Origin of the sequence: Streptantibioticus silvisoli, assembly GCF_027947535.2 — a bacterium.
Taxonomy (GTDB): Bacteria; Actinomycetota; Actinomycetes; order Streptomycetales; family Streptomycetaceae; genus Streptantibioticus_C; species Streptantibioticus_C silvisoli.
Map to the genome: position 1 here is coordinate 1 of NZ_JAAGKO020000041.1, position 25,178 is coordinate 25,178.

General features: G+C 71.2%; 21 protein-coding genes, 1 pseudogene and 1 riboswitch. Of the genes and pseudogenes, 11 read left to right on the forward strand and 11 right to left on the reverse strand.

Annotated elements, in window-relative coordinates:
- The first annotated feature begins 202 nt into the window (after nt 1-202).
- From sdhC to POF43_RS24395, 4 genes are read left to right on the forward strand one after another with little or no spacing between them, the layout of a single operon-like run.
- A complete protein-coding gene (gene sdhC, locus POF43_RS24380) occupies nt 203-583 on the forward strand; it encodes a succinate dehydrogenase, cytochrome b556 subunit (protein WP_271314262.1) in 381 nt (126 codons plus the stop codon).
- A 2-nt stretch (nt 584-585) separates the two neighbouring features.
- Nucleotides 586-1,074 (forward strand): succinate dehydrogenase hydrophobic membrane anchor subunit, encoded by a 489-nt coding sequence (locus POF43_RS24385; protein ID WP_271314263.1) that lies wholly within the window; start codon nt 586-588, stop codon nt 1,072-1,074.
- A gap of 19 nt (nt 1,075-1,093) precedes the next feature.
- Complete coding sequence (sdhA, locus tag POF43_RS24390; protein ID WP_271323192.1) at nt 1,094-2,848, forward strand: succinate dehydrogenase flavoprotein subunit; 1,755 nt, start codon at nt 1,094-1,096, stop codon at nt 2,846-2,848.
- Entirely contained in the window at nt 2,848-3,624 is a 777-nt protein-coding gene (locus tag POF43_RS24395; protein ID WP_271314265.1) for a succinate dehydrogenase iron-sulfur subunit, read from the forward strand. The genes sdhA and POF43_RS24395 overlap by 1 nt, the downstream gene beginning before the upstream one ends.
- Before the next feature lie 67 nt (nt 3,625-3,691).
- Here POF43_RS24395 and POF43_RS24400 read toward each other — a convergent pair whose 3' ends face one another.
- A complete protein-coding gene (locus POF43_RS24400) occupies nt 3,692-3,958 on the reverse strand; it encodes an SCO4848 family membrane protein (RefSeq protein WP_271314266.1) in 267 nt (88 codons plus the stop codon).
- A 249-nt stretch (nt 3,959-4,207) separates the two neighbouring features.
- Between POF43_RS24400 and POF43_RS24405 the strand changes: the two genes are divergently transcribed.
- A complete protein-coding gene (locus tag POF43_RS24405; RefSeq protein WP_308217284.1) occupies nt 4,208-5,404 on the forward strand; it encodes a D-alanyl-D-alanine carboxypeptidase family protein in 1,197 nt (398 codons plus the stop codon).
- Here POF43_RS24405 and POF43_RS24410 read toward each other — a convergent pair.
- The 4 genes from POF43_RS24410 to POF43_RS24425 all read right to left on the reverse strand — a co-directional run bounded on the left by POF43_RS24410 (nt 5,307) and on the right by POF43_RS24425 (nt 9,924).
- Nucleotides 5,307-6,344, reverse strand: a complete 1,038-nt coding sequence (locus POF43_RS24410) for a YihY/virulence factor BrkB family protein (RefSeq protein ID WP_271323193.1) — start codon at nt 6,342-6,344, stop codon at nt 5,307-5,309. The genes POF43_RS24405 and POF43_RS24410 overlap by 98 nt on opposite strands.
- 330 nt (nt 6,345-6,674) lie before the next feature.
- On the reverse strand, nt 6,675-7,268 hold the full coding sequence (locus tag POF43_RS24415) for a 2'-5' RNA ligase family protein (RefSeq protein WP_271314268.1): 594 nt from the start codon (nt 7,266-7,268) through the stop codon (nt 6,675-6,677).
- A gap of 115 nt (nt 7,269-7,383) precedes the next feature.
- A complete protein-coding gene (gene trpS / locus POF43_RS24420; protein ID WP_271323194.1) occupies nt 7,384-8,409 on the reverse strand; it encodes a tryptophan--tRNA ligase in 1,026 nt (341 codons plus the stop codon).
- Nucleotides 8,410-8,481: 72 nt separating this feature from the next.
- A complete protein-coding gene (locus POF43_RS24425; RefSeq protein WP_271323195.1) occupies nt 8,482-9,924 on the reverse strand; it encodes a glycine hydroxymethyltransferase in 1,443 nt (480 codons plus the stop codon).
- A gap of 32 nt (nt 9,925-9,956) precedes the next feature.
- Nucleotides 9,957-10,043, reverse strand: a riboswitch (ZMP/ZTP riboswitch).
- 199 nt (nt 10,044-10,242) lie between these two features.
- On the opposite strand from POF43_RS24425, the gene rocD reads away from it, so the two are divergent.
- Complete coding sequence (gene rocD / locus POF43_RS24430) at nt 10,243-11,466, forward strand: ornithine--oxo-acid transaminase (RefSeq protein WP_271314271.1); 1,224 nt, start codon at nt 10,243-10,245, stop codon at nt 11,464-11,466.
- Between the two features lie 246 nt (nt 11,467-11,712).
- Here the strand turns inward: rocD and POF43_RS24435 are convergent, their stop codons facing one another.
- A complete protein-coding gene (locus tag POF43_RS24435; protein ID WP_271323196.1) occupies nt 11,713-14,049 on the reverse strand; it encodes an FUSC family protein in 2,337 nt (778 codons plus the stop codon).
- A 169-nt stretch (nt 14,050-14,218) separates the two neighbouring features.
- On the opposite strand from POF43_RS24435, the pseudogene POF43_RS24440 reads away from it, so the two are divergent.
- Nucleotides 14,219-15,043 (forward strand): annotated as a pseudogene (locus POF43_RS24440) (hypothetical protein); the annotation flags it as partial.
- Nucleotides 15,044-15,412: 369 nt separating this feature from the next.
- Here POF43_RS24440 and POF43_RS24445 read toward each other — a convergent pair.
- Nucleotides 15,413-16,204 carry a VOC family protein gene (locus POF43_RS24445; RefSeq protein ID WP_271325363.1) on the reverse strand — a complete coding sequence of 264 codons (792 nt, stop codon included), beginning with the start codon at nt 16,202-16,204 and terminating at the stop codon, nt 15,413-15,415.
- Between the two features lie 165 nt (nt 16,205-16,369).
- Between POF43_RS24445 and POF43_RS24450 the strand changes: the two genes are divergently transcribed.
- Nucleotides 16,370-16,939: a dTDP-4-dehydrorhamnose 3,5-epimerase family protein gene (locus tag POF43_RS24450; protein WP_271325362.1), complete on the forward strand. Its 570-nt coding sequence runs from the start codon at nt 16,370-16,372 to the stop codon at nt 16,937-16,939.
- A 96-nt stretch (nt 16,940-17,035) separates the two neighbouring features.
- Here the strand turns inward: POF43_RS24450 and POF43_RS24455 are convergent, their stop codons facing one another.
- Nucleotides 17,036-17,590 (reverse strand): carboxymuconolactone decarboxylase family protein, encoded by a 555-nt coding sequence (locus POF43_RS24455; protein WP_308217761.1) that lies wholly within the window; start codon nt 17,588-17,590, stop codon nt 17,036-17,038.
- A 49-nt stretch (nt 17,591-17,639) separates the two neighbouring features.
- On the opposite strand from POF43_RS24455, the gene pdxR reads away from it, so the two are divergent.
- The gene (gene pdxR, locus POF43_RS24460) at nt 17,640-19,388 is read left to right on the forward strand and encodes a MocR-like pyridoxine biosynthesis transcription factor PdxR (RefSeq protein ID WP_282704751.1); all 1,749 of its coding nucleotides are present in this window, start codon (nt 17,640-17,642) and stop codon (nt 19,386-19,388) included.
- 413 nt (nt 19,389-19,801) lie between these two features.
- Here pdxR and POF43_RS24465 read toward each other — a convergent pair whose 3' ends face one another.
- From POF43_RS24465 to POF43_RS24475, 3 genes are all read right to left on the reverse strand, one after another.
- Nucleotides 19,802-20,791 carry a malate dehydrogenase gene (locus POF43_RS24465; protein WP_271318358.1) on the reverse strand — a complete coding sequence of 330 codons (990 nt, stop codon included), beginning with the start codon at nt 20,789-20,791 and terminating at the stop codon, nt 19,802-19,804.
- A gap of 1,321 nt (nt 20,792-22,112) precedes the next feature.
- Nucleotides 22,113-22,520 (reverse strand): DUF3017 domain-containing protein, encoded by a 408-nt coding sequence (locus POF43_RS24470; protein ID WP_271324610.1) that lies wholly within the window; start codon nt 22,518-22,520, stop codon nt 22,113-22,115.
- Complete coding sequence (locus tag POF43_RS24475; RefSeq protein ID WP_271324611.1) at nt 22,510-23,379, reverse strand: bifunctional methylenetetrahydrofolate dehydrogenase/methenyltetrahydrofolate cyclohydrolase; 870 nt, start codon at nt 23,377-23,379, stop codon at nt 22,510-22,512. The genes POF43_RS24470 and POF43_RS24475 overlap by 11 nt, the downstream gene beginning before the upstream one ends.
- Before the next feature lie 253 nt (nt 23,380-23,632).
- On the opposite strand from POF43_RS24475, the gene POF43_RS24480 reads away from it, so the two are divergent.
- Both POF43_RS24480 and POF43_RS24485 read left to right on the forward strand, forming a co-directional pair.
- Nucleotides 23,633-24,349 (forward strand): RDD family protein, encoded by a 717-nt coding sequence (locus POF43_RS24480; RefSeq protein ID WP_271316626.1) that lies wholly within the window; start codon nt 23,633-23,635, stop codon nt 24,347-24,349.
- Between the two features lie 64 nt (nt 24,350-24,413).
- A complete protein-coding gene (locus POF43_RS24485; protein WP_271316627.1) occupies nt 24,414-25,028 on the forward strand; it encodes a hypothetical protein in 615 nt (204 codons plus the stop codon).
- Nucleotides 25,029-25,178: the final 150 nt, after the last annotated feature.

Below are 25,178 nucleotides of genomic sequence, written 5' to 3' on the forward strand. Positions count from 1 at the left end.
GGCCCCCACGAACCACCCCCCGGCATGCGGAAACCTCCCCCGCGTTCCCCCGCGCGGTGCTAGTTGGATCACACCTGACAGCCCCGGCGTCGCGGAGCGACAAGGCGTCGCTACGATGGACGGGGCCGGTGGACCGTACCCGGCCGGGCCCGACCGACAGTCAAGCCGGCAGGTCCCTGATCCCGTTACCGGAGGGTATTCCGTGCCGGCTGGAACGCTGTACCGCGGCCGGGAAGGCATGTGGTCCTGGGTGGCTCATCGAGTCACCGGCGTCCTCATCTTCTTCTTCCTGTTCGTACACGTCCTCGACACCGCGCTCGTTCGTGTCTCCCCGCAGGACTACGACAAGGTCGTCGCGACCTACAAGAACCCCGTAGTCAACCTGATGGAGTACGGCCTCGTCGCGGCCATCCTCTTCCACGCCCTGAACGGCCTGCGCGTCATCGCGGTCGACTTCTGGTCCAAGGGCCCGAAGTACCAGCGGCAGATGCTGTGGTCCGTTGTCGGTATCTGGGTGGTGCTGATGGCGGGGGCGTTCTATCCCGTGCTCCAGCACTCCCTGCACGATCTGTTCGGGAGCTGAGGATGTCCGCCGAGACCCACAACCCCGTCGACGCCGCCGATGCGGCCGATGGCGGAGTGACCCCGTTCGGTCCGGACAACCCGGCGCCGTTCATCGAACCGCCGCGGGCGCGTACCAAGCGCACCCCGCGCGCCACCCGCACGAACTTCGAGATGTACGGCTGGCTGTTCATGCGGCTGTCCGGCATCGTCCTGGTCGTGCTGGTGCTGGGCCACCTGCTGATCCAGCTGGTGCTGGACGGCGGCGTGAGCAAGATCGGCTTCGCGTTCGTCGCCGGCCGCTGGGCCAACCCGTTCTGGCAGCTGTGGGACCTGGCCATGCTGTGGCTGGCCATGCTGCACGGCGCCAACGGCCTGCGGACGGTCATCAACGACTACGCCGAGCGGGACGTCACCCGTACGTGGCTGAAGTGGCTGCTCTACGCGGCCACCGTGTTCACCGTGCTCCTCGGCACGCTGGTGATCTTCACCTTCGACCCGAACATCCAGTAGACCCGAGGCTGACGCGACCATGCAGATCCACAAGTACGACACCGTCATCGTCGGCGCGGGCGGCGCCGGCATGCGCGCGGCCATCGAGGCGACGAAGCGCAGCCGCACCGCCGTGCTGACCAAGCTGTACCCGACCCGTTCCCACACCGGCGCGGCGCAGGGCGGCATGGCCGCCGCCCTGGCCAACGTCGAGGAGGACAACTGGGAGTGGCACACCTTCGACACGATCAAGGGCGGCGACTACCTGGTCGACCAGGACGCCGCCGAGATCCTGGCGAAGGAGGCCATCGACGCGGTCCTCGACCTGGAGAAGATGGGCCTTCCGTTCAACCGGACGCCCGAGGGCCGGATCGACCAGCGCCGGTTCGGCGGTCACACCCGTAACCACGGTGAGGCGGCCGTACGCCGGTCCTGCTACGCCGCCGACCGCACCGGTCACATGATCCTCCAGACGCTGTACCAGAACTGCGTCAAGGAGGGCGTGGAGTTCTTCAACGAGTTCTACGTGCTCGACCTGCTGCTGGCCGAGGTGGACGGCGTCAAGCGCACCGCCGGCGTGGTGGCCTACGAGCTGGCGACCGGCGAGATCCACGTCTTCCAGGCCAAGGCGGTCATCTTCGCCTCCGGTGGCAACGGCAAGTTCTACAAGGTGACGTCCAACGCGCACACCCTCACCGGCGACGGTCAGGCCGCCGCGTGGCGGCGTGGGCTCCCGCTGGAGGACATGGAGTTCTTCCAGTTCCACCCGACCGGCATCTGGCGGATGGGCATCCTGCTCACCGAGGGTGCCCGCGGTGAGGGCGGCATCCTGCGCAACAAGGACGGCGAGCGCTTCATGGAGCGCTACGCGCCGGTCATGAAGGACCTCGCCTCCCGTGACGTCGTCTCCCGCGCGATCTACACCGAGATCCGCGAGGGCCGCGGCTGCGGTCCCGAGGGCGACCACGTCTACCTCGACCTCACCCACCTGCCGCCGGAGCAGCTGGACGCCAAGCTGCCGGACATCACCGAGTTCGCGCGGACCTACCTGGGCATCGAGCCGTACACCGACCCGGTGCCGATTCAGCCGACCGCGCACTACGCGATGGGCGGAATCCCGACCAACGTGCAGGGCGAGGTGCTGACCGACAACACCACGGTCGTCCCCGGGCTGTACGCGGCCGGCGAGGTGGCCTGTGTGTCGGTGCACGGCGCGAACCGGCTGGGCACCAACTCGCTGCTCGACATCAACGTCTTCGGCCGCCGTTCCGGCATCGCCGCCGCCGAGTACGCGGCGACCCACGACTTCGTGGAGCTGCCGGAGAACCCGGACTCGCTGGTCGTCGAGCTGGTGGAGAGGATGCGGGACGCCAACGGCGGCGAGCGGGTCACCGACATCCGCAAGGCGCTCCAGGAGACCATGGACGCCAACGCGATGGTCTTCCGGACCGAGCAGACCCTCAAGCAGGCGGTGTCCGACATCGCCGCGCTGAAGGTGCGGTACAAGAGCATCAGCGTCCAGGACAAGGGCAAGCGGTACAACACCGACCTGCTGGAGGCCGTGGAGCTGGGCAATCTGCTCGACCTGGCCGAGGTGCTCGCGGTGTCCGCGCTGGCGCGCAAGGAGTCGCGCGGCGGCCACTACCGCGAGGACTACCCCACCCGCGACGACGTCAACTTCATGCGCCACACCATGGCGTACCGCGAGGTCGGCGAAGACGGCGAAGAGTCGATCCGCCTCGACTACAAGCCGGTCGTGCAGACCCGCTACCAGCCGATGGAGCGTAAGTACTGATGAGCACAACAACGGTGGAGAGCAAGCACTCCGCTGCGCTGGACGCGGCGGAGACCGGCGACGCGCACCTGATCACGGTCACGCTGCGGGTCCGGCGCTTCAACCCCGAGGTCTCCGACCAGGTCGTCTGGGTCGACTACGAGATGCAGATGGACCCCAAGGAACGGGTCCTGGACGCCCTGCACAAGATCAAGTGGGAGCTGGACGGCACGCTGACGTTCCGCCGCTCGTGCGCCCACGGCATCTGCGGGTCGGACGCCATGCGGATCAACGGCCGCAACCGGCTGGCCTGCAAGACGCTGCTGAAGGACATCAACCCCGAAAAGCCGATCACGGTCGAGCCGATCAAGGGTCTGACGGTCCTGAAGGACCTCGTCGTCGACATGGAGCCGTTCTTCCAGGCGTTCCGCGACGTGATGCCGTTCCTGGTCACCAAGGGCAACGAGCCGACCCGTGAGCGCCTGCAGTCCGCGGAGGACCGCGCGCGTTTCGACGACACCACCAAGTGCATCCTGTGCGCCGCGTGCACCTCGTCGTGCCCGGTGTTCTGGAACGACGGTCAGTACTTCGGCCCGGCGGCGATCGTCAACGCGCACCGGTTCATCTTCGACTCGCGCGACGAGGCCGGCGAGCAGCGCCTGGAGATCCTCAACGACCGTGACGGCGTGTGGCGTTGCCGCACCACGTTCAACTGCACGGACGCCTGCCCGCGTGGCATCGAGGTCACCAAGGCGATCCAGGAGGTCAAGCGGGCCCTGCTGACCCGCCGCTTCTGATCGCGGTCACCACCGCGGACCCGGTGATGCCCCCGTTCCCCTGCCGGGAACGGGGGCATCACCACGTTCACCCGGCGCTCTGCGGCGCTGCCGCGGCGTTCTCCGCCTTCAGGGCCCGCAGCCCGCGCAGGCCGAGCAGGCCGATGGCGGTGCCGAGCAGGAAGGAGACGATCGCCAGCAGCAGGTGGATGTAGAAGTACGCGGTGGGCGATCCGTGGTGGAAGGCCAGGCCGCTGGCGTCGGCCCACAGGTTCTTCACGAACGTGATCCAGATCATCCAGCTCCAGGCGCCGAAGGCGAGCAGGAACCAGGACACGCGGCGGCTGAGCTTCATGCCTTCCAGTATGGCCGGGCCCGTTCCGGGTCCGCCGCCGGGTCCGCCGCGCGGCTGCTACGACGCCGGCGGCCGGAGCGCCAGCGCGGCACCGGCCCGTGGCCGCGTAGGCCGAACGTGGCGTTCCTCACCCCCGCGGGCCAGTGGACGGCTGTCGTCCGCTCCACACGGGCCCTGTACGTTCGATGCGTGTCCAGGATCCTTCAGGCCGCGCCAGGCCGCCCCGCTCTGACGTTGTGTGCCGTGAGCATCGCGGCCGCCGCCGTGCTGTCGGCGTCTCCCCTCGCGTACGCGAAGTCCGGTACGCCCGCACCCCCGGAGGACATGTCGCAGGTCGGCGGCGTCCGACTCGGCGACATGGGAACGCAGGTGTCGATGGCACCCGGCGTACCCGCCCTGCCGAAGACCACCGCGCGTTCGTGGATCATCTCCAACGCGGAGACCGGCGCCGTCCTCGCGTCGCACGACGCGCACTGGAAGCTGCCGCCGGCCAGCACGCTGAAGATGCTGTTCGCCGACACCGTCATCAGCAAGTTCCCGAAGGACGAGACCCACGTCGTCAAGCCGCAGGACCTGGCGGGCATGGGCGCGGGCAGCAGCCTCGTCGGGATAGTGGAGGACATGCCGTACACGGTCCAGGACCTGTGGCGCGGGGTGTTCCTGCGGTCCGGCAACGACGCGGTGCACGTGCTGTCGGCGATGAACGGCGGCGTGGCCACCACGGTCACCGAGATGCAGGCGAAGGCCGATGACCTCCAGGCGGACGACACCCACGTGGTGACCCCGGACGGCTACGACATGCCGGGCCAGGTCTCGTCCGCGTACGACCTGTCGCTGTTCGCCCGCGCGGGCCTGCAGAACCCCGACTTCCGCGAGTACTGCTCGACGGTGAGCGCGGCGTTCCCCGGCAAGTACAAGAAGGACTCCAAGGACCGCGACACCTTCGGCATCCAGAACACCGACCGGCTGCTGGCCGGTGACCCCGCCGGCGGCCTGAAGCCCTACCCGGGCATCGCCGGCGTCAAGAACGGCTACACGACCAACGCGGGCAACACCTACACCGGTGTCGCCGATCACAACGGCGTCAAGCTGCTGGTGACGGTCATGCACCCGCAGCCGGGCACCGACCGGGTCTACAAGGAGGCGGAGTCCCTGCTGAACTGGGGTTTCGCCGCCGAGGGCAAGGTCACGCCGGTCGGCACGCTGGTGGCGCCGAAGAGCGTGCAGCGCGCCCGGGCCGCCGCGTCGGCGAAGGCGAAGGACAAGCCGGCCGCGGCCAGGAGCGGCAAGACGTCGTCCGCGTCGGTCGCCTCCGGTTCGGACAGCGGCATGTGGACCGCGGCCGGGATCACCGCGGGCGTGCTGGTCCTTCTCGCCGGCGTGTCGCTGCTGGTACGGCGGCGCTGGCCCAGCCCCGCGTCGCGCCGGCGGCGTCGGCAGGAGTGATGGCGGCTCCCGGGGCGGCGTCCCCGGGGGTCACGGCGGGACCCGCCGCGGTGCCGGGCGCCGCGGCGGGGGCGGTCGGCCCCACCCCTGAGCCGTCGCGCTGGGTGGCGGTCCACGCGGCACAGAACATGAGCAGTTTGGCCATGAAGTTGATCCACAGCAGCAGGGCGACCGGGGTGCCGAAGGCTCCGTAGATGCTCTTGCCGGCGACCCCTTGCAGGTAGCCCGACAGCAGGACCTTGAGCAGTTCGAAGCCGACCGAGCCGAGCAGCCCGGCCTCCACGACGGCCCGCCGGCTCGGCCGCACGCCCGGCAGCAGCGTCAGCGCGTAGGCCAGTACCGCGAAGTCCACCAGCACGGCCGCCGCGTATCCCGCGACCGTCAGCAGGACGCTCGCGGGGCCGCCGCTGACCAGCCCGATGTGCTTGACGACCCAGCCGACGGCGGTGGTGGCGAACGCCGAACAGGCCATGGAGGCCAGTCCCACGCCGCCGAGCCCGGCCAGCACCCCGGCGTCGAGGATCTTGCGCTTGACCGGGTTGTCGTGGTCGACGTCGAGCTTCCACACCGCGCGCAGGCAGCCGCGCAGCTGGGCGATCCAGCCGACACCGGTCAGCAGCAGCAGGGCGCCGGCGATGGTGCCGATCGTGCCCGCGTTGGCGGCCAGTCCCGCGATGTCCACCTGCCCGGCCAGGCCCGGGATCTGCTGGTTGACCTTGTGGATGACGTCGTCGAGCTGGCTCTTGCTGAGGATCGCGGCGCCGATCGCGGCACCCACGGTGATCAGTGGGAACAGCGCGATGAAACTGGTGAAGGTGACCGCGGCGGCGAGCCGGTCCCAGGTGACCTCCTGGGCATGCTCGAACGCCCGCCAACCGTGGGTGCGCATGGCCCGCGCGATCCACGGTCCGATCACCGGAAGCCGCGTCATCCACTCCATGATCGGCGCCTACCCGGCCGCCGGGCGGACATACCTGATCCGGCCGATCCGCTGATCGACCGACACCGATCGGCCATCGGGGGACTCTTGGTGTCGAACGCGGCGAAATTCCATCAGGCGAGGTGCTCGCACTTGTGGTATTGCTCCCGTTTCGCCCGGTGCGGCGGAACGGTTTTCGTGACGCGATACGTCACGGTCACGAAGCGCCGGAAGCACGACGCGGTACGTCACGAAGACGCCGGGAACGTGACGTGTACGTCATGACGGGGCGCGGTACGTTACGAAGACCCCGGGGAACGTGACGCGTACGTCACGACGGGGCGCGGTACGTCACGACAGGCGGCCGCCCGCGTCCGCGCCGGGGCGGGTGCCGTACTGGTGCGGGAGTGCGGCCGGGGCGCCGGGCGGCCGGCCGAAGGGGAACTCCCGCAGGGTGTGCCAGACCCCGCCGGCGTCCTGCTGGTACAGGGCGAAGCCGGTGACCGTCCAGGCGGCGCTGAAGGCGGCCAGCTCGCACTGTGCGCGGTCCAGCGCCTCGGGCGCGATCCCGTGGGCGACGGTGACGTGCGGGTGGTAGGGGAAGTCCAGCTCGCGGCTGACCGGCCCGGAACGCACCCGTTCCTGCAACCGCGCGCAGTCCGGGGCGCCCTCGGCCAGCGTCACGAACACCACCGGGGTCAGTGGCCGGAACGTGCCGGTGCCCGACAGCCGCAGCGGGAAGGCCCGGCCGCCCTCGGCGACGGCGGCCAGGTGCCGGGCGAACTCCGGCAGCAGATCCTCGTCGGCCTCGGTGGGCGGCAGCAGGGTGACGTGACTGGGGATGGCGTACGCGGCACGGTCCCCGAAGCCGGCCCGGCGCCGCTGGAGCAGGCTGCCGTACGGCTCCGGTACCGCGACCGATACGCCGATCGTTCTGGATCCCACTGGGTTTCCCCCTTCCGAGACCGTCGAGGGTCGGGTGTCGAAAGTAGCGCGGGACGCGGTTCACGCGTCCCGCACGGCGGGTGTCGTCACTCGGCGCCCGAGTGCGTTCTCGTTGTCAGTGCTTGGCGGGGACGAAGCCCATCCGCTCGTAGACGGTGGCCAGCGTCTCCGCGGCCACGGTACGCGCCTTGTCGGCGCCGGAGGCCAGCACCGCGTCCAGCGTCTCGGGATCGTCGAGATACGCCTGGGTGCGCTCGCGGAACGGGGTGACCCACTCCACGAAGGCCTCGGCCAGGTCGGTCTTCAGCGCGCCGTACCCCTTGCCCTCGTACCGCTCCTCCAGCGCCGGGATCGCGGTACCGGTGAGGGTGGCGTAGATCGTCAGCAGATTGCTGACGCCGGGCTTGGCCGCCTCGTCGAAGCGGATCACCGTGTCGGTGTCGGTGACGGCGCTCCTGAACTTCTTCGCCGACGTCTTCGGCTCGTCGAGCAGGTTGACCAGCCCCTTGGGTGACGAGGCCGACTTGCTCATCTTGACGGTCGGGTCCTGAAGGTCGTAGATCTTCGCCGTCTCCCGCACGATGTACGGCTTCGGCACGGTGAACGTCGCGGTGCCGCCCTTGTCGTAGCGGCCGTTGAACCGCTCGGCCAGGTCACGGGTCAGCTCGACGTGCTGGCGCTGGTCCTCACCGACCGGCACGGCGTCGGCCTGGTACAGCAGAATGTCGGCGACCTGAAGGACCGGGTAGGTGAACAGGCCCACGGTGGTGCGGTCGGCGCCCTGCTTGGCGGACTTGTCCTTGAACTGCGTCATGCGGGACGCCTCGCCGAAACCGGTGAGGCAGTTCATGACCCAGGCGAGTTGGGCGTGCTCCGGCACGTGACTCTGCACGAACAGGGTGCAGTGTTCGGGGTCGAGCCCGGCGGCCAGCAGCTGGGCGGCGGCGAGCCGGGTGTTCGCCCGCAGTTCGGCGGGATCCTGCGGCACGGTGATCGCGTGCAGGTCGACGACCATGTAGAAGGCGTCGTGGGTCTCCTGGAGGGCGACCCAGTTGCGCACCGCGCCGAGGTAGTTGCCGAGGTGGAACGAGCCCGCGGTGGGCTGGATGCCGGAGAGCACACGAGGACGTTCGATGGCCATGACCTCATCCTCTCAGGTCCGGCGATCGGGCGACGACGTCCGGTGCGCTCCCCGGCGCGGGTGCCGCGCGGCTCAGCTCAGGTCGATGCCCGGGTAGAGCGGGAACCCGTCCAGCAGTTCGGTGGCGCGGGCGGCGACCTCGGCCGACACCGCCGGGTCCAGCAGGTGCTTGGCCCTGGACGGCGCACCGGAGGCGGTCGTGGCGGGCGTGGCGGCGGTCAGCACGGTGTCGATGAGCGCGGCGATCTCGTCCATCTCGGCGGCGCCCAGGCCCCGGGTGGTGAGCGCCGGGGTGCCCAGGCGGACGCCGGAGGTGTACCAGGCGCCGTTGGGGTCGTTGGGGACGGAGTTGCGGTTGGTGACGATGTTGCTGTCGAGGAGCGCGGCCTCCGCCTGGCGCCCGGTCAGGCCGTAGCCGGCGACGTCGAGCAGCACGAGGTGGTTGTCGGTGCCGCCGGTGACGAGACGGGCGCCGCGGCGCAGCAGGCCGTCGGCGAGACGGTGGGCGTTGTCCACGATGCACCGTGCGTAGTCCTGGAAGGCCGGCTGACGGGCTTCGGCGAGCGCCACGGCCTTGGCCGCCATCACGTGCGGCAGCGGCCCTCCCAGGACCATCGGGCAGCCGCGGTCGACGTGTTCGGCGAGGGTGTCGTCGCACAGCACCATGCCGCCGCGCGGGCCGCGCAGCGACTTGTGGGTGGTCGTGGTGACGATCTGCGCGTGCGGCACCGGGTCGAAGTCGCCGGTGAGGACCTTGCCGGCCACCAGGCCCGCGAAGTGCGCCATGTCGACCATGAGCGTCGCCCCGACCTCGTCGGCGATCTCGCGCATGAGGCGGAAGTTGACCAGACGCGGGTACGCGGAGTACCCGGCCACGATGATCAGCGGCCGGAACTCGCGGGCGGTGGCGCGCAGCGCGTCGTAGTCCAGCAGTCCGCTGACGGGGTCGGTGCCATAGGAGCGCTGGTCGAACATCTTGCCGGAGATGTTGGGCCGGAAGCCGTGGGTGAGGTGGCCGCCGGCGTCCAGGGACATGCCGAGCATGCGCTGGTCGCCCAGTTCGCGGCGCAGCACGTCCCAGTCGGCGTCGGCGAGGTCGTTGACCTGCCGCACCCCGGCCCTGGCCAGCGCCGGGCTCTCGACCCGCTGGGAGAGCACCGCCCAGAACGCGACGAGGTTGGCGTCGATCCCGGAGTGCGGCTGGACGTAGGCGTGCCGCGCGCCGAAGAGCTCGCGGGCGTGTTCGGCGGCGAGCGCCTCGACGGTGTCGACGTTGCGGCAGCCGGCGTAGAAACGGCGGCCGATGGTGCCTTCGGCGTACTTGTCGCTGAACCAGTTGCCCATGGCCAGCAGGACGGCCGGAGACGCGTAGTTCTCGCTGGCGATGAGCTTCAGGGAGGCGCGCTGGTCGGCGACCTCGGCTCCGATGGCGTCGGCGACACGGGGTTCGACGGCGCGGATGACGTCGAGGGCGCTGCGGTACGCGACGGACTGCGTGCTGAGTTCTTCGGCCATGGGGTCCTCCGGGCGGGGGCATACGGTTGCCACGAGACGGCCCAGGCGCACGGCACTGCTGACGTGAGCCGCTCCCCGATGGTCGATCCCATCCCAGCGCGCCAGTCACGGCTCACGCCATCACTCTAGGTCAGAGCGGCCATGCCGACCGGGCGTGTCTCAGACATCGGGATTTCGCAATGCCCTATCGGGAAACCGCAAGTCCCGCTTTCTTCCCCGGCACGACGCCGGACGATAGAAAGCGAGGGACACGTGCCGGGGCTGATTCCTCCTCCCGGCGCCGCCCGGTCCACACGTGCGACGAACGGAGTCCCGAAGGTGACCACGCAGGCACTGTCCAGCGACCTGATCCACCAGGCCGACGAGCACAGCGCGCACAATTACCACCCGCTGCCGGTGGTGGTCGCCACCGCCGAAGGGGCGTGGATGACGGACGTCGAGGGGCGCCGTTACCTCGACATGCTGGCCGGGTACTCCGCACTGAACTTCGGCCACCACAACGAGCGGCTGATCGCCGCCGCCAAGGCGCAGCTGGACCGGGTCACGCTGACCTCACGCGCCTTCCACCACGACCGGTTCGCCGCGTTCTGCACGGAGCTGGCGCAGCTGTGCGGCATGGAGGCCGTGCTGCCGATGAACACCGGCGCCGAGGCGGTCGAGACGGCGGTCAAGACCGCCCGCAAGTGGGGCTACGAGGTCAAGGGCGTACCGGCCGGACAGGCCAAGATCGTGGTGGCCGACGGCAACTTCCACGGCCGCACCACGACGATCATCAGCTTCTCCACCGACGAGGAGGCCCGCGCCGGCTTCGGCCCGTACACGCCGGGTTTCGAGGTCGTCCCGTACGGCGACCTGGCGGCGCTGGAGGCCGCGGTGGACGACAACACCGTCGCGGTGCTGATCGAGCCCATCCAGGGTGAGGCGGGCGTCCTGGTGCCGCCGAGCGGCTACCTGGCGGGGGTGCGGCGGATCACCGCCGAGCGCAACACGCTGTTCATCGCCGACGAGATCCAGTCCGGTCTGGGCCGGACCGGCAAGACCTTCGCCTGCGAGCACGAGGGCGTCGTGCCGGACATGTACGTGCTGGGCAAGGCGCTCGGCGGCGGCGTGGTCCCGGTGTCGGCGGTGGTGTCGTCCCGCGCGGTACTCGGTGTGTTCCGGCCGGGTGAGCACGGCTCGACCTTCGGCGGCAACCCGCTGGCGTGCGCGGTGGCGCTGGAGGTGCTGGCGATGCTGCGCTCCGGCGAGTTCCAGCAGCGGGCGACGGAGCTGGGCGAGCACCTGCACGCCGAGCTGAACGCGCTGGTCGGCGGCGGCGCGGTGGACGCGGTGCGCGGGCGCGGCCTGTGGGCCGGGGTGGACATCAACCCCGAGCACGGAACCGGCCGGGAGATCTCCGAGGCGCTGATGGCCCGCGGCCTGCTGGTCAAGGACACCCACGGTTCGACCATCCGCCTGGCACCCCCGCTGGTCATCTCCCGCGAGGACCTGGACTGGGGACTGACGCAGCTGCGCGAGGTGCTCGGCGTCGTCACGACGTGAGGGGTCACGATCCGACGGGCATCGACGGGCGGGTGTGCGTTGCGAGCGTGACGTACACCGCGACAGGTCCCGACGGGACGAGCGGGTGCACGTCGCTGGCGACGTGACGTACACCGCGCGACGGGTCTCTGCACGACGTGCGGGTGTACGTCGCCGGCATGACGTACACCGCGCGACGGGTCCCGACGCGACAAGCGGGTGTAGGTCGGCAACGTGACGTACACCGCGCGATGAGCGCGTGCCGTGTCACGCGGTGCCGGGCAGGGGGGTGCGGTCCGCGCCGCCCTTGCCCGGTGCCGGCTCCTCGCGGCCGGTGGCCAGCGGGACGCCGAGCGGGCGGGCGAGGCCGACGACGCACTCGTCGAGCCGCTGGATGTGCCGCAGCACGCGGAACGTCACCGAGCCGGGACGTGGCACCTCCGGCCGGGGACCCTCCAGCATGGCGGCGACACTGGCGCCTGCTTCGACGCGTCCGCCGGCGTTGTCGTCGGCGAGGTGGGCGATGAGGACGTCGAGGTTGTCGCCGATGCGGCGGCCGGCCAGCGCCAGTCTCGGGTCGGCGGCGATCCGGCTGCTGTCCGGCATGAGTTCGGCCGTCGCCGCCAGGCTGCGGGTCTGGTACGCGCAGGTCTCCAGCATGCCGACCAGGTATCGCGCGGTACGCCGCCGGACCCGCAGCGGGGTGATGGGGTGGGTCAGCGGGCGGGTGGAGCGCCGGAAGTCGTCCAATGCCTTGTCCAGGTCCCGGGCGAGGTCGAGCAGGTCGGCCGCCGGGCCGCCGCTGAGCTGGCCGACGGCCGCCGTGCTGACCTCGCGCAGCCGTTCCAGCACGGTACGCAACTGCTGGTCGGTGCGGTCGTCGGTGCGTACCGGCAGCACGAGCAGGGCGGCGATGACACCGCAGGCGGCGCCGAGCGCGGTCTCCTCGATGCGCAGCAGGAGTACCGCGAGGCTGTAGGTGTTCAGCAGCGTGTAGAGCAGGCCGAGCATGGCCGTGACGAAGAACGACATCAGCGCGTAGGACAGCGGCGCGGTGAAGAACATGCCGAAGATGCACAACAGCACCAGTGCCAGCGCGGTCCACACGTGGTGCCCGACCGCGCCGGCCAGGCCGACACCGGCGATCACGCCGAGCACGGTCCCCAGCAGCCGCCGGTACCCCTTGACGAGGATCTCGCCGGTGGAGGAGGTGTTGAGGAAGACCACCCAGCACGTCAGCACCGCCCAGTACCAGCGCTGGGTGGACAGCAGCTCACCGCCGGCGACCGCCAGCGCCGAGCCGACGGCGACCTGGAAGGCGGCCCGGGTGGTGGGCCGGCGCAGTCCGCCGGTGCCGTCGGCGTCCGCGTCGTGGTCGTCGTCGTCCTCCCGGGCGATGGACAGGTCCTCGGCGTCGAGTTCCTCGCGGGAGCGCATGGTCTCGGGGCTGTCGTCGGACTCGTCCTGCGGTCCGTCGACCGGCATGCGCAGGCCCAGCACCGCGCGGGTCAGTTCACCGATGCCCCGGAATACGTCCTGCTCGACCAGCGGGGCGTCGGGCAGGTTCTCCTGGTCGCGGTAGCCCAGCAGGCGGTTGCGGATGACGTTGAGCGCGGTGCCGCGGTCGTTGGGGGCGGAGCGGGTGATCAGCAGCCGCAGCCCGGCCAGGTCGCGGCGCAGCCGGGCGGTGACGGCGTCCTCGGTGCGGCGCCCGCCGTGCACCCGCCCCGGAGCCCCGCCGGGTGCCTCCTCCGGCAGTGGCGGCATGTGCAGGGTGAGGGTGGTGGCGTTGTCCTGGTCACGGGCCTTGATCAGCAGCAGCCCGAGGCGTTCCGCGGCGATCTCTGCGTCGGCGATGCGGCGCTGGAGCAGGTCGGCGGAGGCCGGGTCGCGGGTGCCGTCCTCCAGACGGCCCTGGATCATCAGCGCGGTCTCGTGCAGCCGTGCGGTGTCCCGCCGCAGCTCCGCGACCGCCTTCTCCAGACCCTCCCCCTCGGCACCGGCACCGACAAGGCCGGTCCCGGTGGTCACCACCTGGGCCAGCCGGGCGCGGAAGGCCCTGCGCAGCCGGTCCAGCGTGCGTTCCGGCGCGGAACGCACCAGGGCGAAGCGGCTGATCGCCGCACAGCAGAACGCGGCCACCAGCGCCCCGTACAGCGGCGGCAGGGTGGCGGGACGGGCGTGCACGAAGAGGGAGACGAAGTAGAACTGGAAGCTCATCAGGCCCAGTGCGGTGCCCCGGTCGCCGTACCTGCGTACGTATACGGCACAGAAGATCAGCAGGATGAAAAAGATGTCGCCCGGAATCACGTACCGGTTGAGCATCGCGCCGAGGGAGACGGCGGCGAGGGCGACGGGCAGGCCGGTGGCCAGGGTGACGGCCTGTTCGCGCGGTCTGGACTCCACGACGGCGAAGGTGGAGACCATCGAGGCCATCGCGCCGGCCACCAGCAGGACCGCGGGCGCCCGGAAGGCGGCCAGCACGGCGAGGGTCAGCGCGATGGACGCGACGGTACGCAGTCCCGCCGTCAGTCGCAGCAGCCCCGGGTCCGAGGCGACGAACCGGTCCAGGACACCGCCGGTCCACAACTTCTGTGCCGCCATGCCGCGCGCGCTCCCAGGTCAGCTACCGCCTCGTCGTCCGGCCGTCGCCGCCGGACTCCCACGATCGACTTCCCCGTTACGGTACGACGTACCCGGCGCCACGCGAAGGTGTGGTGCGGCGCTGATCACGCCGCGTCGGCGCCGTAGAGTCCTCGGGGTGCTTCCCGGTCTGCTGTGCGCCCTCGGCTCCGCGCTCTGTTTCGGTACGGCTTCGGTGTTCCAGGCGGTGGCGGCGCGGCGCGCGGCCACCGGCCGGGAGACGTCCGGAGTCGATCCCCGGCTCCTCGTACGGGCGGTCCGGCAGGGCTGGTACATCCTCGGCCTGGCGGTGGACGCCGTCGGTTTCGTGCTGGAGATCGTCGCGCTGCGCACGGTTCCGATCTACGCCGTCGGTGCGGCGCTGGCGGCGAGCCTGGCCGTGACGGCCGTCGTGGCCTCCTGGGTGTTGAAGGTGTCGCTGGGCCGGGCCGAGTGGGCGGCGGTGGCGGTGGTGTGCGCGGGCCTGGGACTGCTGGCGCTGGCCGCGGGCGCCGAGGGTTCCGGCACGGGTACGCCCGCACTGCGCTGGGGGACGCTGGGCGCCGCGGCGCTGGTGCTGCTGCTGGGCCTGCCGGCCGGGCGGCTGCCCGCGCGCTTCCGGTCGGCGTCGCTGGGCCTGGGCGCCGGGCTGGGCTTCGGCGTGGTGACGGTCGCGGTCCGGCTGATCCCGGGGCTGACGCCGGGCGGGATCGCGTCCGACCCGGCGACCTACGCGGTGCTGCTGGGCGGCGGCACGGCGTTCCTGCTGCTGACGTCGGCGTTGGAGCGCGGTTCGGTGACGGTGGCGACGGCCGCCATGGTGATCGGCGAGACGATCGGCCCGGCGCTGGTCGGCGTCCTCGCCCTGGGCGACCGCACCCGGCCGGGCCTCGGCGGCCTCGCCATCGCCGGCTACGCCCTGGCGGTCCTCGGCGCGCTGGCACTGGCCAGGTTCGGCGAGGGGGGCGCGGCGGAGGACGGTGCCGGGGCGGATGGCGGGGCGGGTGCTGACGGTGCCGGAGCGGACAGCAGGGCGGGGGTTGCCGGCGTCGCGGCAGACGGTGCCGCGGCGGCCGGCGGGGGCTCAGTGGCCTCCGGAGGGGTGCCTGGCGCCTCCCGGAGCGGCGGCGGGCCACGGGGGCGGCAGGGGGACGTCGGGGCGGCGAGAGACGCTGAGGCGGCCCGCGGGCGGTCGGAGCACTGAACGCGGCTCGGCGACGACGCGGCGGATGGGTCGGCGGCCGATCCGCACCGGACGTCGGCGATCTCCCCGTACCGGGACCGTCCCCGCCTCCGTCTCCGGAACGGGGATGGTCCCAGGGACGGGACAGGGCGACCGCGAGTCTCAGGCCCCCGTGGCGCTGGTCATCACGCAGAACTTCGCACCGAAGGGGTCGGCCAGCACGGCCATACGGCCGATGTCCTGCATGGTGGTCGCGGGCATCACGATCCGGCCGCCCTGGGCCTCCGCGAGCGCCACGACCGCGTCGCAGTCGACAACCTCGAAGTACACGTTCCACTCGGTGCCGGTCAGGCCCATCTCGCGCATCTGGTCGCTGATGCCCATGATGCCGCTGTGGGTGGCCTCCATGCCGGTGCCGGCCGGCCCGGCGAGACCGTAGACCCCGTCGCCCATGGGCATGTCCTGGATGTGCCAGTCGAAGACCGAGCGGTAGAACTCCTTGGCCCGGTCGGGATCACGCGTGGTCAGCTCGGTCCAGCACAAGGTGTTGACATCCGTGACGGCGTCGAGCCCGCGTCGCTCACCGGGCTGCCAGACGGCGAACCGCGCGCCGGTGGGGTCGGTGTACCCCGCCATGCGGCCGGCCGTGAAGACGTCGAACGGCCCGAACCGCACGGTCCCGCCCGCGAGTTCGACCGCCTTGGTGGTGGCGTCGGCGTCGTCGGTATGGAAGTACACCGTCCACTCCGACTCCCCGCCCTCCTCGGCCGTCGGACCGATCGCGGCCACCGTCTGCGCGCCGAGGGTGAACATGCCGTAGCCGCCCGCGCCCGGTCCGGCCGACCGGAACGCCCAGCCGAACAAGGTGCCGTAGAAGGCACTGGCGGCCTCGACCTCGGGCGTGCTGAGATCGGTCCAGCTTGGCGTCCCTGGTACGTACCTCGTGGTGAGCATCTCGGTCGGGCCTCCGACTGGTCGCGGACAGGAAGTGGCTGCTGTTTTCAGCATCGCAGCGACCACTGACATCCGCCCTTCGAGTGGGGCTCCATGACGAGCGCCGACACTGGGCGCCCGTGCGCCATGCGTGCGTTGACGTCAGCACAGGAGGGTTGGGAAGTCGTGCGCTTCGCCGAACTTGAGGTACCCGGGTCCTTCGTCATCACGCCGGACCAGATCGGCGACGACCGGGGGACGTTCTACGAATCCATGCGGACCGACGAGTTCGAACGGGTGATGGGACAGCCCTTCGAGCCGCGGCAGATCAACTACTCGGTGTCGCGACGCAATACGCTGCGCGGTCTGCACAGCGTGGCCGATCCGCCCGCACAGGCGAAATACATCACCTGTGTACGCGGTGTACTGCGTGATTTCGTGGTGGACCTGCGGGTCGGCTCGCCCACCTTCGGCCGGTGGGCCAGCACCCTGCTGGACGCCGATTCCGGCGTGTCTGTGTACGTACCGGAGGGTGTGGGCCACGGCTTCCTGACGCTCACCGATGACGCATGCATTTGTTACGTGCTGTCGAGCGCTTTCGTGCCGGGTACCCAGATCGACATCAATCCGCTGGACCCGGATCTGGCGCTGCCCTGGGGTTTCACCGAGCAGCCACTGATGTCGGCGAAGGACGAGAAGGCGCCGTCGCTCAAGGAGGTCATGGACGCGGGCCTGCTCATGCCCTGGCGGGGCTGAGGGGCACCGCGCGACGGCCAGGGACGGCTGACGTTCCGGTGCAGCGGCGGGCCCCGCCGCGCAGCGGTGAGGGCGGGTGGACGCTTCGGTACCCCGTCACACCCCGCGGTGATCGTGGCGCACGGCCGGCGACATCCGGGTGGCCACACCGATGCGGTTCCAGGCGTTGATGGTCACCGCCATGGCGACGACCCGCGCGAGTTCGTCCTCGCCGAAGACGCGGGCGGCCTCGTCGTACACATCGTCCGGCACACCGTGTTCGCCGAGCCGGGTGACGGCCTCGGTCAGTGCGAGCGCCGCGCGTTCCCGGCCGGTGAAGAACGGGGTCTCCCGCCAGGCGGTGACTGCCAGGACCTTCTGCTCGGGGATCCCGAGCGCGCGGGCGTCGTGGCCGTGCATGTCGACGCATAAGGCGCAGCCGTTGACCTGGGAGGCACGCAGCCGGATCAGCTCGCTGACAGCCGGATCGAGGCCCTTCGCGGCCGCGGCGTCCAACGCCACCATCGCCTGGTGGAAGTCCGGGGCCAGCTGCCCCAGCCGCATACGCTGCGCGGCCGCCGGAACAGGCATGTCGGCGGGCCGCACCTTCGCATCATGATCCTTCGCGACGTTGCCCCCGTGCACCGTTTCGTTCACATTGGTCGTGGTCATGGCTTCACGGTAGACCGCGATTGGCCCAGCCGCATGGTCCACTTATGACATGGATGGGCAGGCCAATCTGCGAGGCACCGGTGTCGATCTGCACCTGGGACCGCTGACCGGCACCAGGGTGCGGGCCGGGCTGGAGAACGCGTTGCGCGACGCGGTACGCGACGGCCGGCTCGCGGCCGGCACCCGGCTGCCCTCGTCCAGGACCCTCGCCGCCGACCTGGGCATCGCGCGGAACACCGTCGCCGACGCCTACGGGCAACTGATCGCCGAGGGCTGGCTCACCGCCCGGCAGGGTTCGGGCACCCGGGTGGCACCGGGGCGGCCCGGTCCGCCCGACGGCCCCCGCACACGGCGCAGCGAACGACCCGCAACAGTACGGCCGGCCACTCAGGCCAACGTGACGACGCCCTCCGAGCAGACGCTGACACGGGCCGGGCTGATGTCGTTCCCGCAGGAGACCCGGCTGCCGTACGACCTGCGGCCGGGGTCGCCCGACCTGTCGTCCTTCCCGCGTTCCGCGTGGCTGGCAGCGACGCGTCAGGCATTGCGCCGAGCCCCCAACGACGTCTTCGGCTACGGCGATCCACGCGGCCGTCCGGAGTTGCGCGAGGAAATCGCGACGTACCTGGCACGAGCGCGCGGTGTACGTGCCGATCCCGAACTGGTGCTGATCTGCTCGGGTTTCCTCCAGGCCGTCGGGCTGCTGGGCCGGGCACTGCGTTCGGGCGGGGCACGGCGGATGGCGGTGGAGGCCCTGGGTTTCCCGGACACGCCCACGATCCTGCGGCAGGCCGGGCTGACGACGGTGGAGATTCCGGTCGACGCGGACGGCGCGCGCATTGACGCCCTCGGATCGGCGGACGCCGTCCTGCTCACCCCGTCCCACCAGTACCCGACCGGTGTCCCGCTCTCTCCCGAGCGGCGGACCGCGGTGGTGGCATGGGCACGGCGGACCGGCGGGACCGTGATCGAGGACGACTACGACGGCGAGTTCCGCTACGACCGGCAGGCGGTCGGCGCGCTCCAGGGACTCGATCCGTCCGCCGTGGTCTACGCCGGCACCGCGAGCAAGAGCCTCGCCCCCGGTCTGCGCCTCGGCTGGCTCGTACTGCCCGAACGCCTGCTGGAACCGGTCACCCTGCAAAAGCGCATGGCCGACCACCTCTCCCCGGTCATCGAGCAGTTGGCGCTCGCCGAACTGATCGCCTCCGGCGGCTATGACCGCCATGTGCGCCGCATGCGCCAGCACTACCGCCGGCGCCGCGACCGCCTGGTCGCCGCCCTCGCCGAACACGCCCCCGCCGTCCGGGTCCACGGCATCGCCGCCGGCCTGCACGCCGTGATCGAACTCCCACCCGGCTCCCCCTCCGTGCCCGCCCTCACCGCCCGCGCCGCCACCCTCGGCCTGGCCCTCGCCGGCCCGACGTTCTACGGAGACCTCCCAGAACCGGAGGCAGATCCGGCCAGCTCCGGCTGGGGCACGCGGGATGAGGGCGCCGGGGGCGCCGGAGTGGGGGGCGGCGGTGGGACGGTGGCCGGCGCGGTGGGCCCCGGAGAGGGAAGTGCTGGAGCGGGAAGTGCCGGAGCGGTGGTTCCCGGGGTGGGGGACGCCGGAGTGGGGGACGCCGGGGCAATGGACGCCGGCCGCGTGCTCACCTCCGGAGCGGTGGCCGACCGTCGGCGTGTCGCCGGGCCCACTCTCGTCATCGGCTTCGGCGGACCGCCCGAGCACGCCTTCAGCGGCGCGCTGGAGCGGCTGTGCTCGGTGCTGGCGGAGGCGACGGCAGGACGGGCGTAAAACCCCAACGTCATTGCTCTCTAAGGGAGTTGTCAGCGGCCGACCGAGGAGGCGCCGGTCAGGCGATCAGGCGATCAGGCGATCAGGCGATCAACGGTTCACCCGTGCATCGGCGATCCCGAACCGGCGGATCCCGAACCCGCGGATCCTGGCTGGCAGGCCGCACCGGCGGGCCCGGACCCACGAATCCGGGCCGGCCGATCCGACCGGCGATCGCAGAACAACCGCCCCACGCCAGCGAGTTGGACGTGGCACCCCCGGCCAGGCGCACCCCTGAAACAACGGCGGCCCGCCGCGGGGTTGTGGATAACCCCGGCAGCGGGCCGACCCTGTGGATAACTCCGGACAGAGTTCGCGAATCAGGTCTACGGTGAAGTCCTGGTCCTCGGCTCCCCGGAAAGGAGTCGGGAGAATCAGATGAGGCCGAGCGCGCGCACCGCGTCGCGCTCTTCCTCCAGCTCCTTGACAGAAGCATCGATACGAGCGCGCGAGAAGTCGTTGATCTCCAGACCCTGGACGATCTCGAACGAGCCGTCCTTGGTGGTGACCGGGAAGGAGGAGATGAGACCGGCGGGGACGCCGTACGAGCCGTCGGAGACGATGCCCATGGAGGTCCAGTCGCCCTCGGCCGTGCCGTTGACCCAGGTGTGCATGTGGTCAAGGGCGGCGTTGGCGGCCGACGCCGCGGAGGAAGCGCCGCGGGCCTCGATGATGGCGGCGCCGCGCTTGGCGACCGTGGGGATGAACTCCTCCGCCAGCCACTTCTCGTCGTTGACGACCTCGGCGGCGTTACGGCCGGCTACCTCGGCGTGGAAGATGTCGGGGTACTGGGTGGCGGAGTGGTTGCCCCAGATCGTCACCTTCTTGACGTCCTCGACGCCGACGCCGGCCTTCTGCGCGAGCTGGCTGATGGCGCGGTTGTGGTCGAGGCGGGTCATGGCGGTGAAGCGGTCGTCCGGAACATCCGGGGCGGCGGACCGGGCGATCAGCGCGTTGGTGTTGGCCGGGTTGCCGACGACCAGAACCTTGATGTCATCGGCGGCGTGGCCGTTGATCGCCTTGCCCTGCGGGGTGAAGATGCCACCGTTGGCGGCCAGGAGGTCACCGCGCTCCATGCCCTTGGCGCGGGGGCGGGCGCCGACCAGCAGGGCCACGTTGGCACCGTCGAAGGCGACGTTCGGGTCGTCGGTGATGTCAATGCCGCGCAGCAACGGGAAGGCGCAGTCGTCGAGTTCCATGGCAGTGCCCTCGGCGGCCTTCAGCGCCGGCGCGATCTCCAGAAGGCGCAGCTTCACCGGCACGTCGGCGCCGAGAAGGTGACCGGAGGCGATCCGGAACAGCAGTGCGTAACCGATCTGGCCGGCCGCACCGGTGACGGTGACATTGACGGGAGTGCGGGTCATTGCGATCTCCTGCGCTGTGTTGACGGGGGGATACCCCCGTAAGCGGGACGGTGGGCGTCCCCAGCCTTGTTCGGCCCTTGTCGGCTCCCGCGACATCAATCTCTCGACGCCGAGAGAACCCACGCAAGGCTATCGGACACCTGGTGCCCGCCATCGCCGTACGGGGTGTGGTGCGCCCCACTAAGTCCGCGATGCAGTGCCGGCCGGCGAGCGGTCCGGGGGCTCGGGGAGCCGGGCTGGAACAGTTCGGCGAATCCCCCACCGAGCAGGGCGGTGGCCGCCAGCCCGGCGAGCACCGCGCGCCACCGCCTGCCACGGCGGGCCGCCAGGACCGGATCGGGCTCGGCACGGGACGCCATGGGGCCGGAAAGCCACCGGTCGGCGGCCGACACCCTGTCAGTCCACGCGTCGCCGGACGACCGGCCCTCCGTCCATCGCGTGCGAACGCGCCGCCGCATGGTTCTCCCTGGAGTACGCCGGGTCGTCCCGGTGCCACAACTGTCGCCGGATGACTACCCAAGGCGACGCGTTCCAGGTCGGGCGGTTCGCCTCCCCCGCCCCGAGCCGCAGAAATCCGGCCACCCGGAAGGAGCCCACCGGAGCCCCGACTTGCTGCCCCGGGCCCTGAACCGGCGCCGAGACCCACCGAGAAGATGTCGCGAACCGACCGTCGGACACACGATCGAGACGGTGTTCGCACAGGGCACCGTGCGGTGTTCACGCCGTGCACCCTATGCGATGCCTCCCCCACCGCGGACGTCCACCACCCGCCCACGGACGCCCCGCACTCCGGGCCACCGGCCCCCGCACCAGCACCCACTCCCCTGCGGCCAGCGCCCAGCGCTCAGCGCCCAGCCGACAGACATCCGCCTACACCGGCGCCGGAAAGACCGCCCCGGACGCCCACACCCGCGCCGGCGCCGACAGCTCCCCAGACGCCAGGCCCCGCTCGGGCCCGGCTGGCCCCGGACGCCCGCACCCGCTAAAGGGCCGGGCCCGGCCCCGGACACCCGCCCCGGTACACCCGCACCCGCCACAACGGCATCAGCGCCAGCAGTTCCCCCGAAGGCCAGCTCCTCCCCCGAAAGCCCGCACCGCACGAACACCCGCACCGCACGGACGCCGAGACCGCACGGACGCCGAGACCGCACGGACGCCGAGACCGCGGGCCCCGGAGAAAACCCCACCCCGCGCCACAGCCCCGCCCGGCGCCCTCGACCGGCCGCACCCCCGCTCGACGCCTCCCACCGGCGGCGCCGACCCGCGGCGCCGACCCGCGACGCCGACCCGCGGCACCCCCACCCGCCCCGCCCGCCACGCCTCAGCGGCGCACGGCGAACCGCATGATGTGGTCCAGGAACGGCAGATGGAGCAGGGGATCCGGCTGGGCCATCAGCGTCAGGATGACGATCGCGGCGCCGGGGACGCCGTAGGTGATCAGGTCGGTGAAGCGGCTGCGGACCGCCAGCATGCCGACCTCGGGCAGCAGCCAGCGCAGTACCGCCCCCAGCAGGAGAGAGGCCCCGACCAGGATGAGTCCGACGCGGAAGGCGTCGGCGGCGGTGAGGATCAGGCCGAGCGCGACCCCGGCCAGCACCGTCAGCAGCGGCCACTGGCGGGCCGGAGCGGGCAGGTCGGCGGGGGCGGCCCGGCCGCCGCCCTCGGGACGGGCGGTGTCGGTGGTCACCTGGGAAACGCGGCGTTCGTCGCCGGCCGGTTCAGCCGACATGGTCCGCGGCGACCTGGCGCTCGGCGGCCTCGACCACGTTCTGCAGCAGCAGCGCCCGGGTCATGGGGCCGACGCCACCGGGGTTGGGGGACACCCAGGCGGCGACCTCGGCGACGTCGGGGTGGACGTCGCCGACGATGCGGCCGTCGGCGTCGCGGCTGACACCGACGTCGAGCACCGCGGCGCCCGGCTTGATGTTCTCCGGTGTGACCAGGTGCGGGACGCCGGCGGCGGCGACCACGATGTCGGCCTGGCGCAGAACGGCGCCGAGGTCGCGGGTGCCGGTGTGGCACAGGGTCACGGTGGCGTTCTCGGAGCGGCGGGTCAGCAGCAGGCCGATGGAGCGGCCGACGGTGATGCCGCGGCCGACGACGGCGACGTTGGCGCCGTTGATGGTGACGTCGTGGCGGCGCAGGAGTTCGACGATGCCGTTGGGGGTGCACGGCAGGGGGCCGGTCTGGCCGAGGACCAGGCGGCCCAGGCTCATCGGGTGCAGGCCGTCGGCGTCCTTGTCGGGTTCCATGAGTTCCAGGACCCGGTTGACGTCGATGCCCTTGGGCAGCGGGAGCTGGACGATGTAGCCGGTGCAGGCGGGGTCGTCGTTGAGTTCACGGACGACCGACTCGATCTGCTCCTGGGTGGCGTCGGCGGGCAGTTCGCGCTGGATGGAGGCGATGCCGACCTGGGCGCAGTCACGGTGCTTGCCGGCGACGTAGATGTGGCTGCCGGGGTCGTCGCCGACCAGGACGGTTCCGAGGCCGGGGGTGATGCCGCGGGCCTTGAGGGCCTCGACACGCACGGCGAGTTCTGACTTGATCGCGGCGGCCGTGGCCTTGCCGTCGAGAATCTGGGCGGTCATGACTCCATACTCCAGGATGGGGCGGGCGCGGAACCAATCAGGCCGTCAACCAGACGCCGCATTGTGGGGCATAACACCCTATAAGATTACTGATCTTTGGTCGTCTGAACGGGTTGTCTGGACAGCGCACATGTGCTGCCAGGACGATGGGAGCGCTGGGCCAGGGGGGTGCGGGGGCGCTTGTGGAACCTGGATCTCTGAGGTGTCCGGCTTGTCAGCCTTTCAGCGTTCCGGCACTGCGATAGGACCACCCGTGAGTTACCCGCCCGGCCCCCAGGACCCCTACGGCAGTCCGCAGCAGCAGCCGTACGGCTATCCCCAGCAGCAGCCGGCCCAGCCGCCGAACCAGCAGCCCTACGGCTACCCGCAGCAGCAGCCGGCGCAACAGCCCTACGGTTACCCCCAGCAGGGCTACGACCCGAACGCGGCCTACGGGTATCCGCAGGGGATGCCCGCGCAGGGCACCGCGCAGGCGCACAACGGCTACGTCAACGTCCCGTTCCTGGGCACCGTGCAGGTGGCGAGCATGGGCCAGCGGTTCCTCGCCCGGCTGCTGGACGGCGTGGTGACCGGCATCGTGATCCTCATCGCGATGTTCGCGGGGCTGGCGAGCGCGATGGGCATGCACGGCACGGACGCGACGGGCGATTCGCCGGACGGCGGGTTCGGGTTGATCTTCGCGTTCATGGGGATCTTCTCCGGCTTCGCACTGCTCTACGAGTGGCTGATGATCGCGTTCCTCGGCCAGACGCTGGGAAAGATGGCCGTCGGCCTGAAGGTCGTCAAGGAGCGTGACGGGCAGAACCCGGGCCTGGGGTCGGGGTTCGTGCGGTTCATCATCCCGATCGTCGGCGTCTTCCTGTGCTACATCGGCGCGGCGCTGGTGTACCTGTCGCCGTTCTTCGACAGCACCGGCAAGACGCAGGGCTGGCACGACCGGGCGGCCGGGACGCTGGTCATCAAGCCGTGAGCGGTCCGGAGACGGACAGCGGCACGCGCGCCCCGGGACGAGCCAGGAGACGAGGAGGAAACCGGTGAGCTATCCGCCGAACCCGTACGGTCCGCCGCCGCAGCAGCCGGGCCAGGGACCCTACGGCCCGCCGCAGCAGCAGCCGGGCCAGCAGTACGGGCAGCCGTACGGCTATCCGCAGCAGCCGTCGCCCTACGGCCCGGGGGCAGGGCCGGGCGGTTATCCCGGCTGGGGCGGTCAGCCCGGCTGGCCGGTCGGGCCGCCCCAGATGCCGGGGGTGGTCACGGCGGCCCGGGTGATCCTGTTCATCATGTCGGGGCTGTCGGTGATAGGCGGCGCGCTGGCGCTGCTGTCGGGCATCGTGATGTCGTCGAGCAGCGACGACTCCGACACCTCCGGGCTGGCCGCTCCCGCGGTGGCGGCCGGTGTGGCCGTCATCGTCATCGGCGCGCTGGTGATGACGCTGGCCGTGCGGTACTCACGCGGCCGTGGCGGTGTCCGGGTGACCACCATCATCCTGGGCATCGTGGAGATCCTAGGCGGCGTGCTGGACATGGTCAGCAACACGACCGTGGTGGGCCTGCTGATCGGGATGGTGGGGCTCGGGTTCGGGATCGTGTTCCTGGTGGCGATGTTCTCCCGGGCGGGCACGGCCTGGTTCAGCCGCCCGCGGTACTGACCGGGCACCGGGCACCGCCCCGGAGACGGACGAAGCGGGCGGTCCCGGGTTTTCCGGGGCCGCCCGCGTTCCGTGGTCGGTGACGCCGATCAGCGAGTCGGCCGGTGCGACGGGCTCCGTACGCCGGCCCCCGTGCGACGGACCGCACCG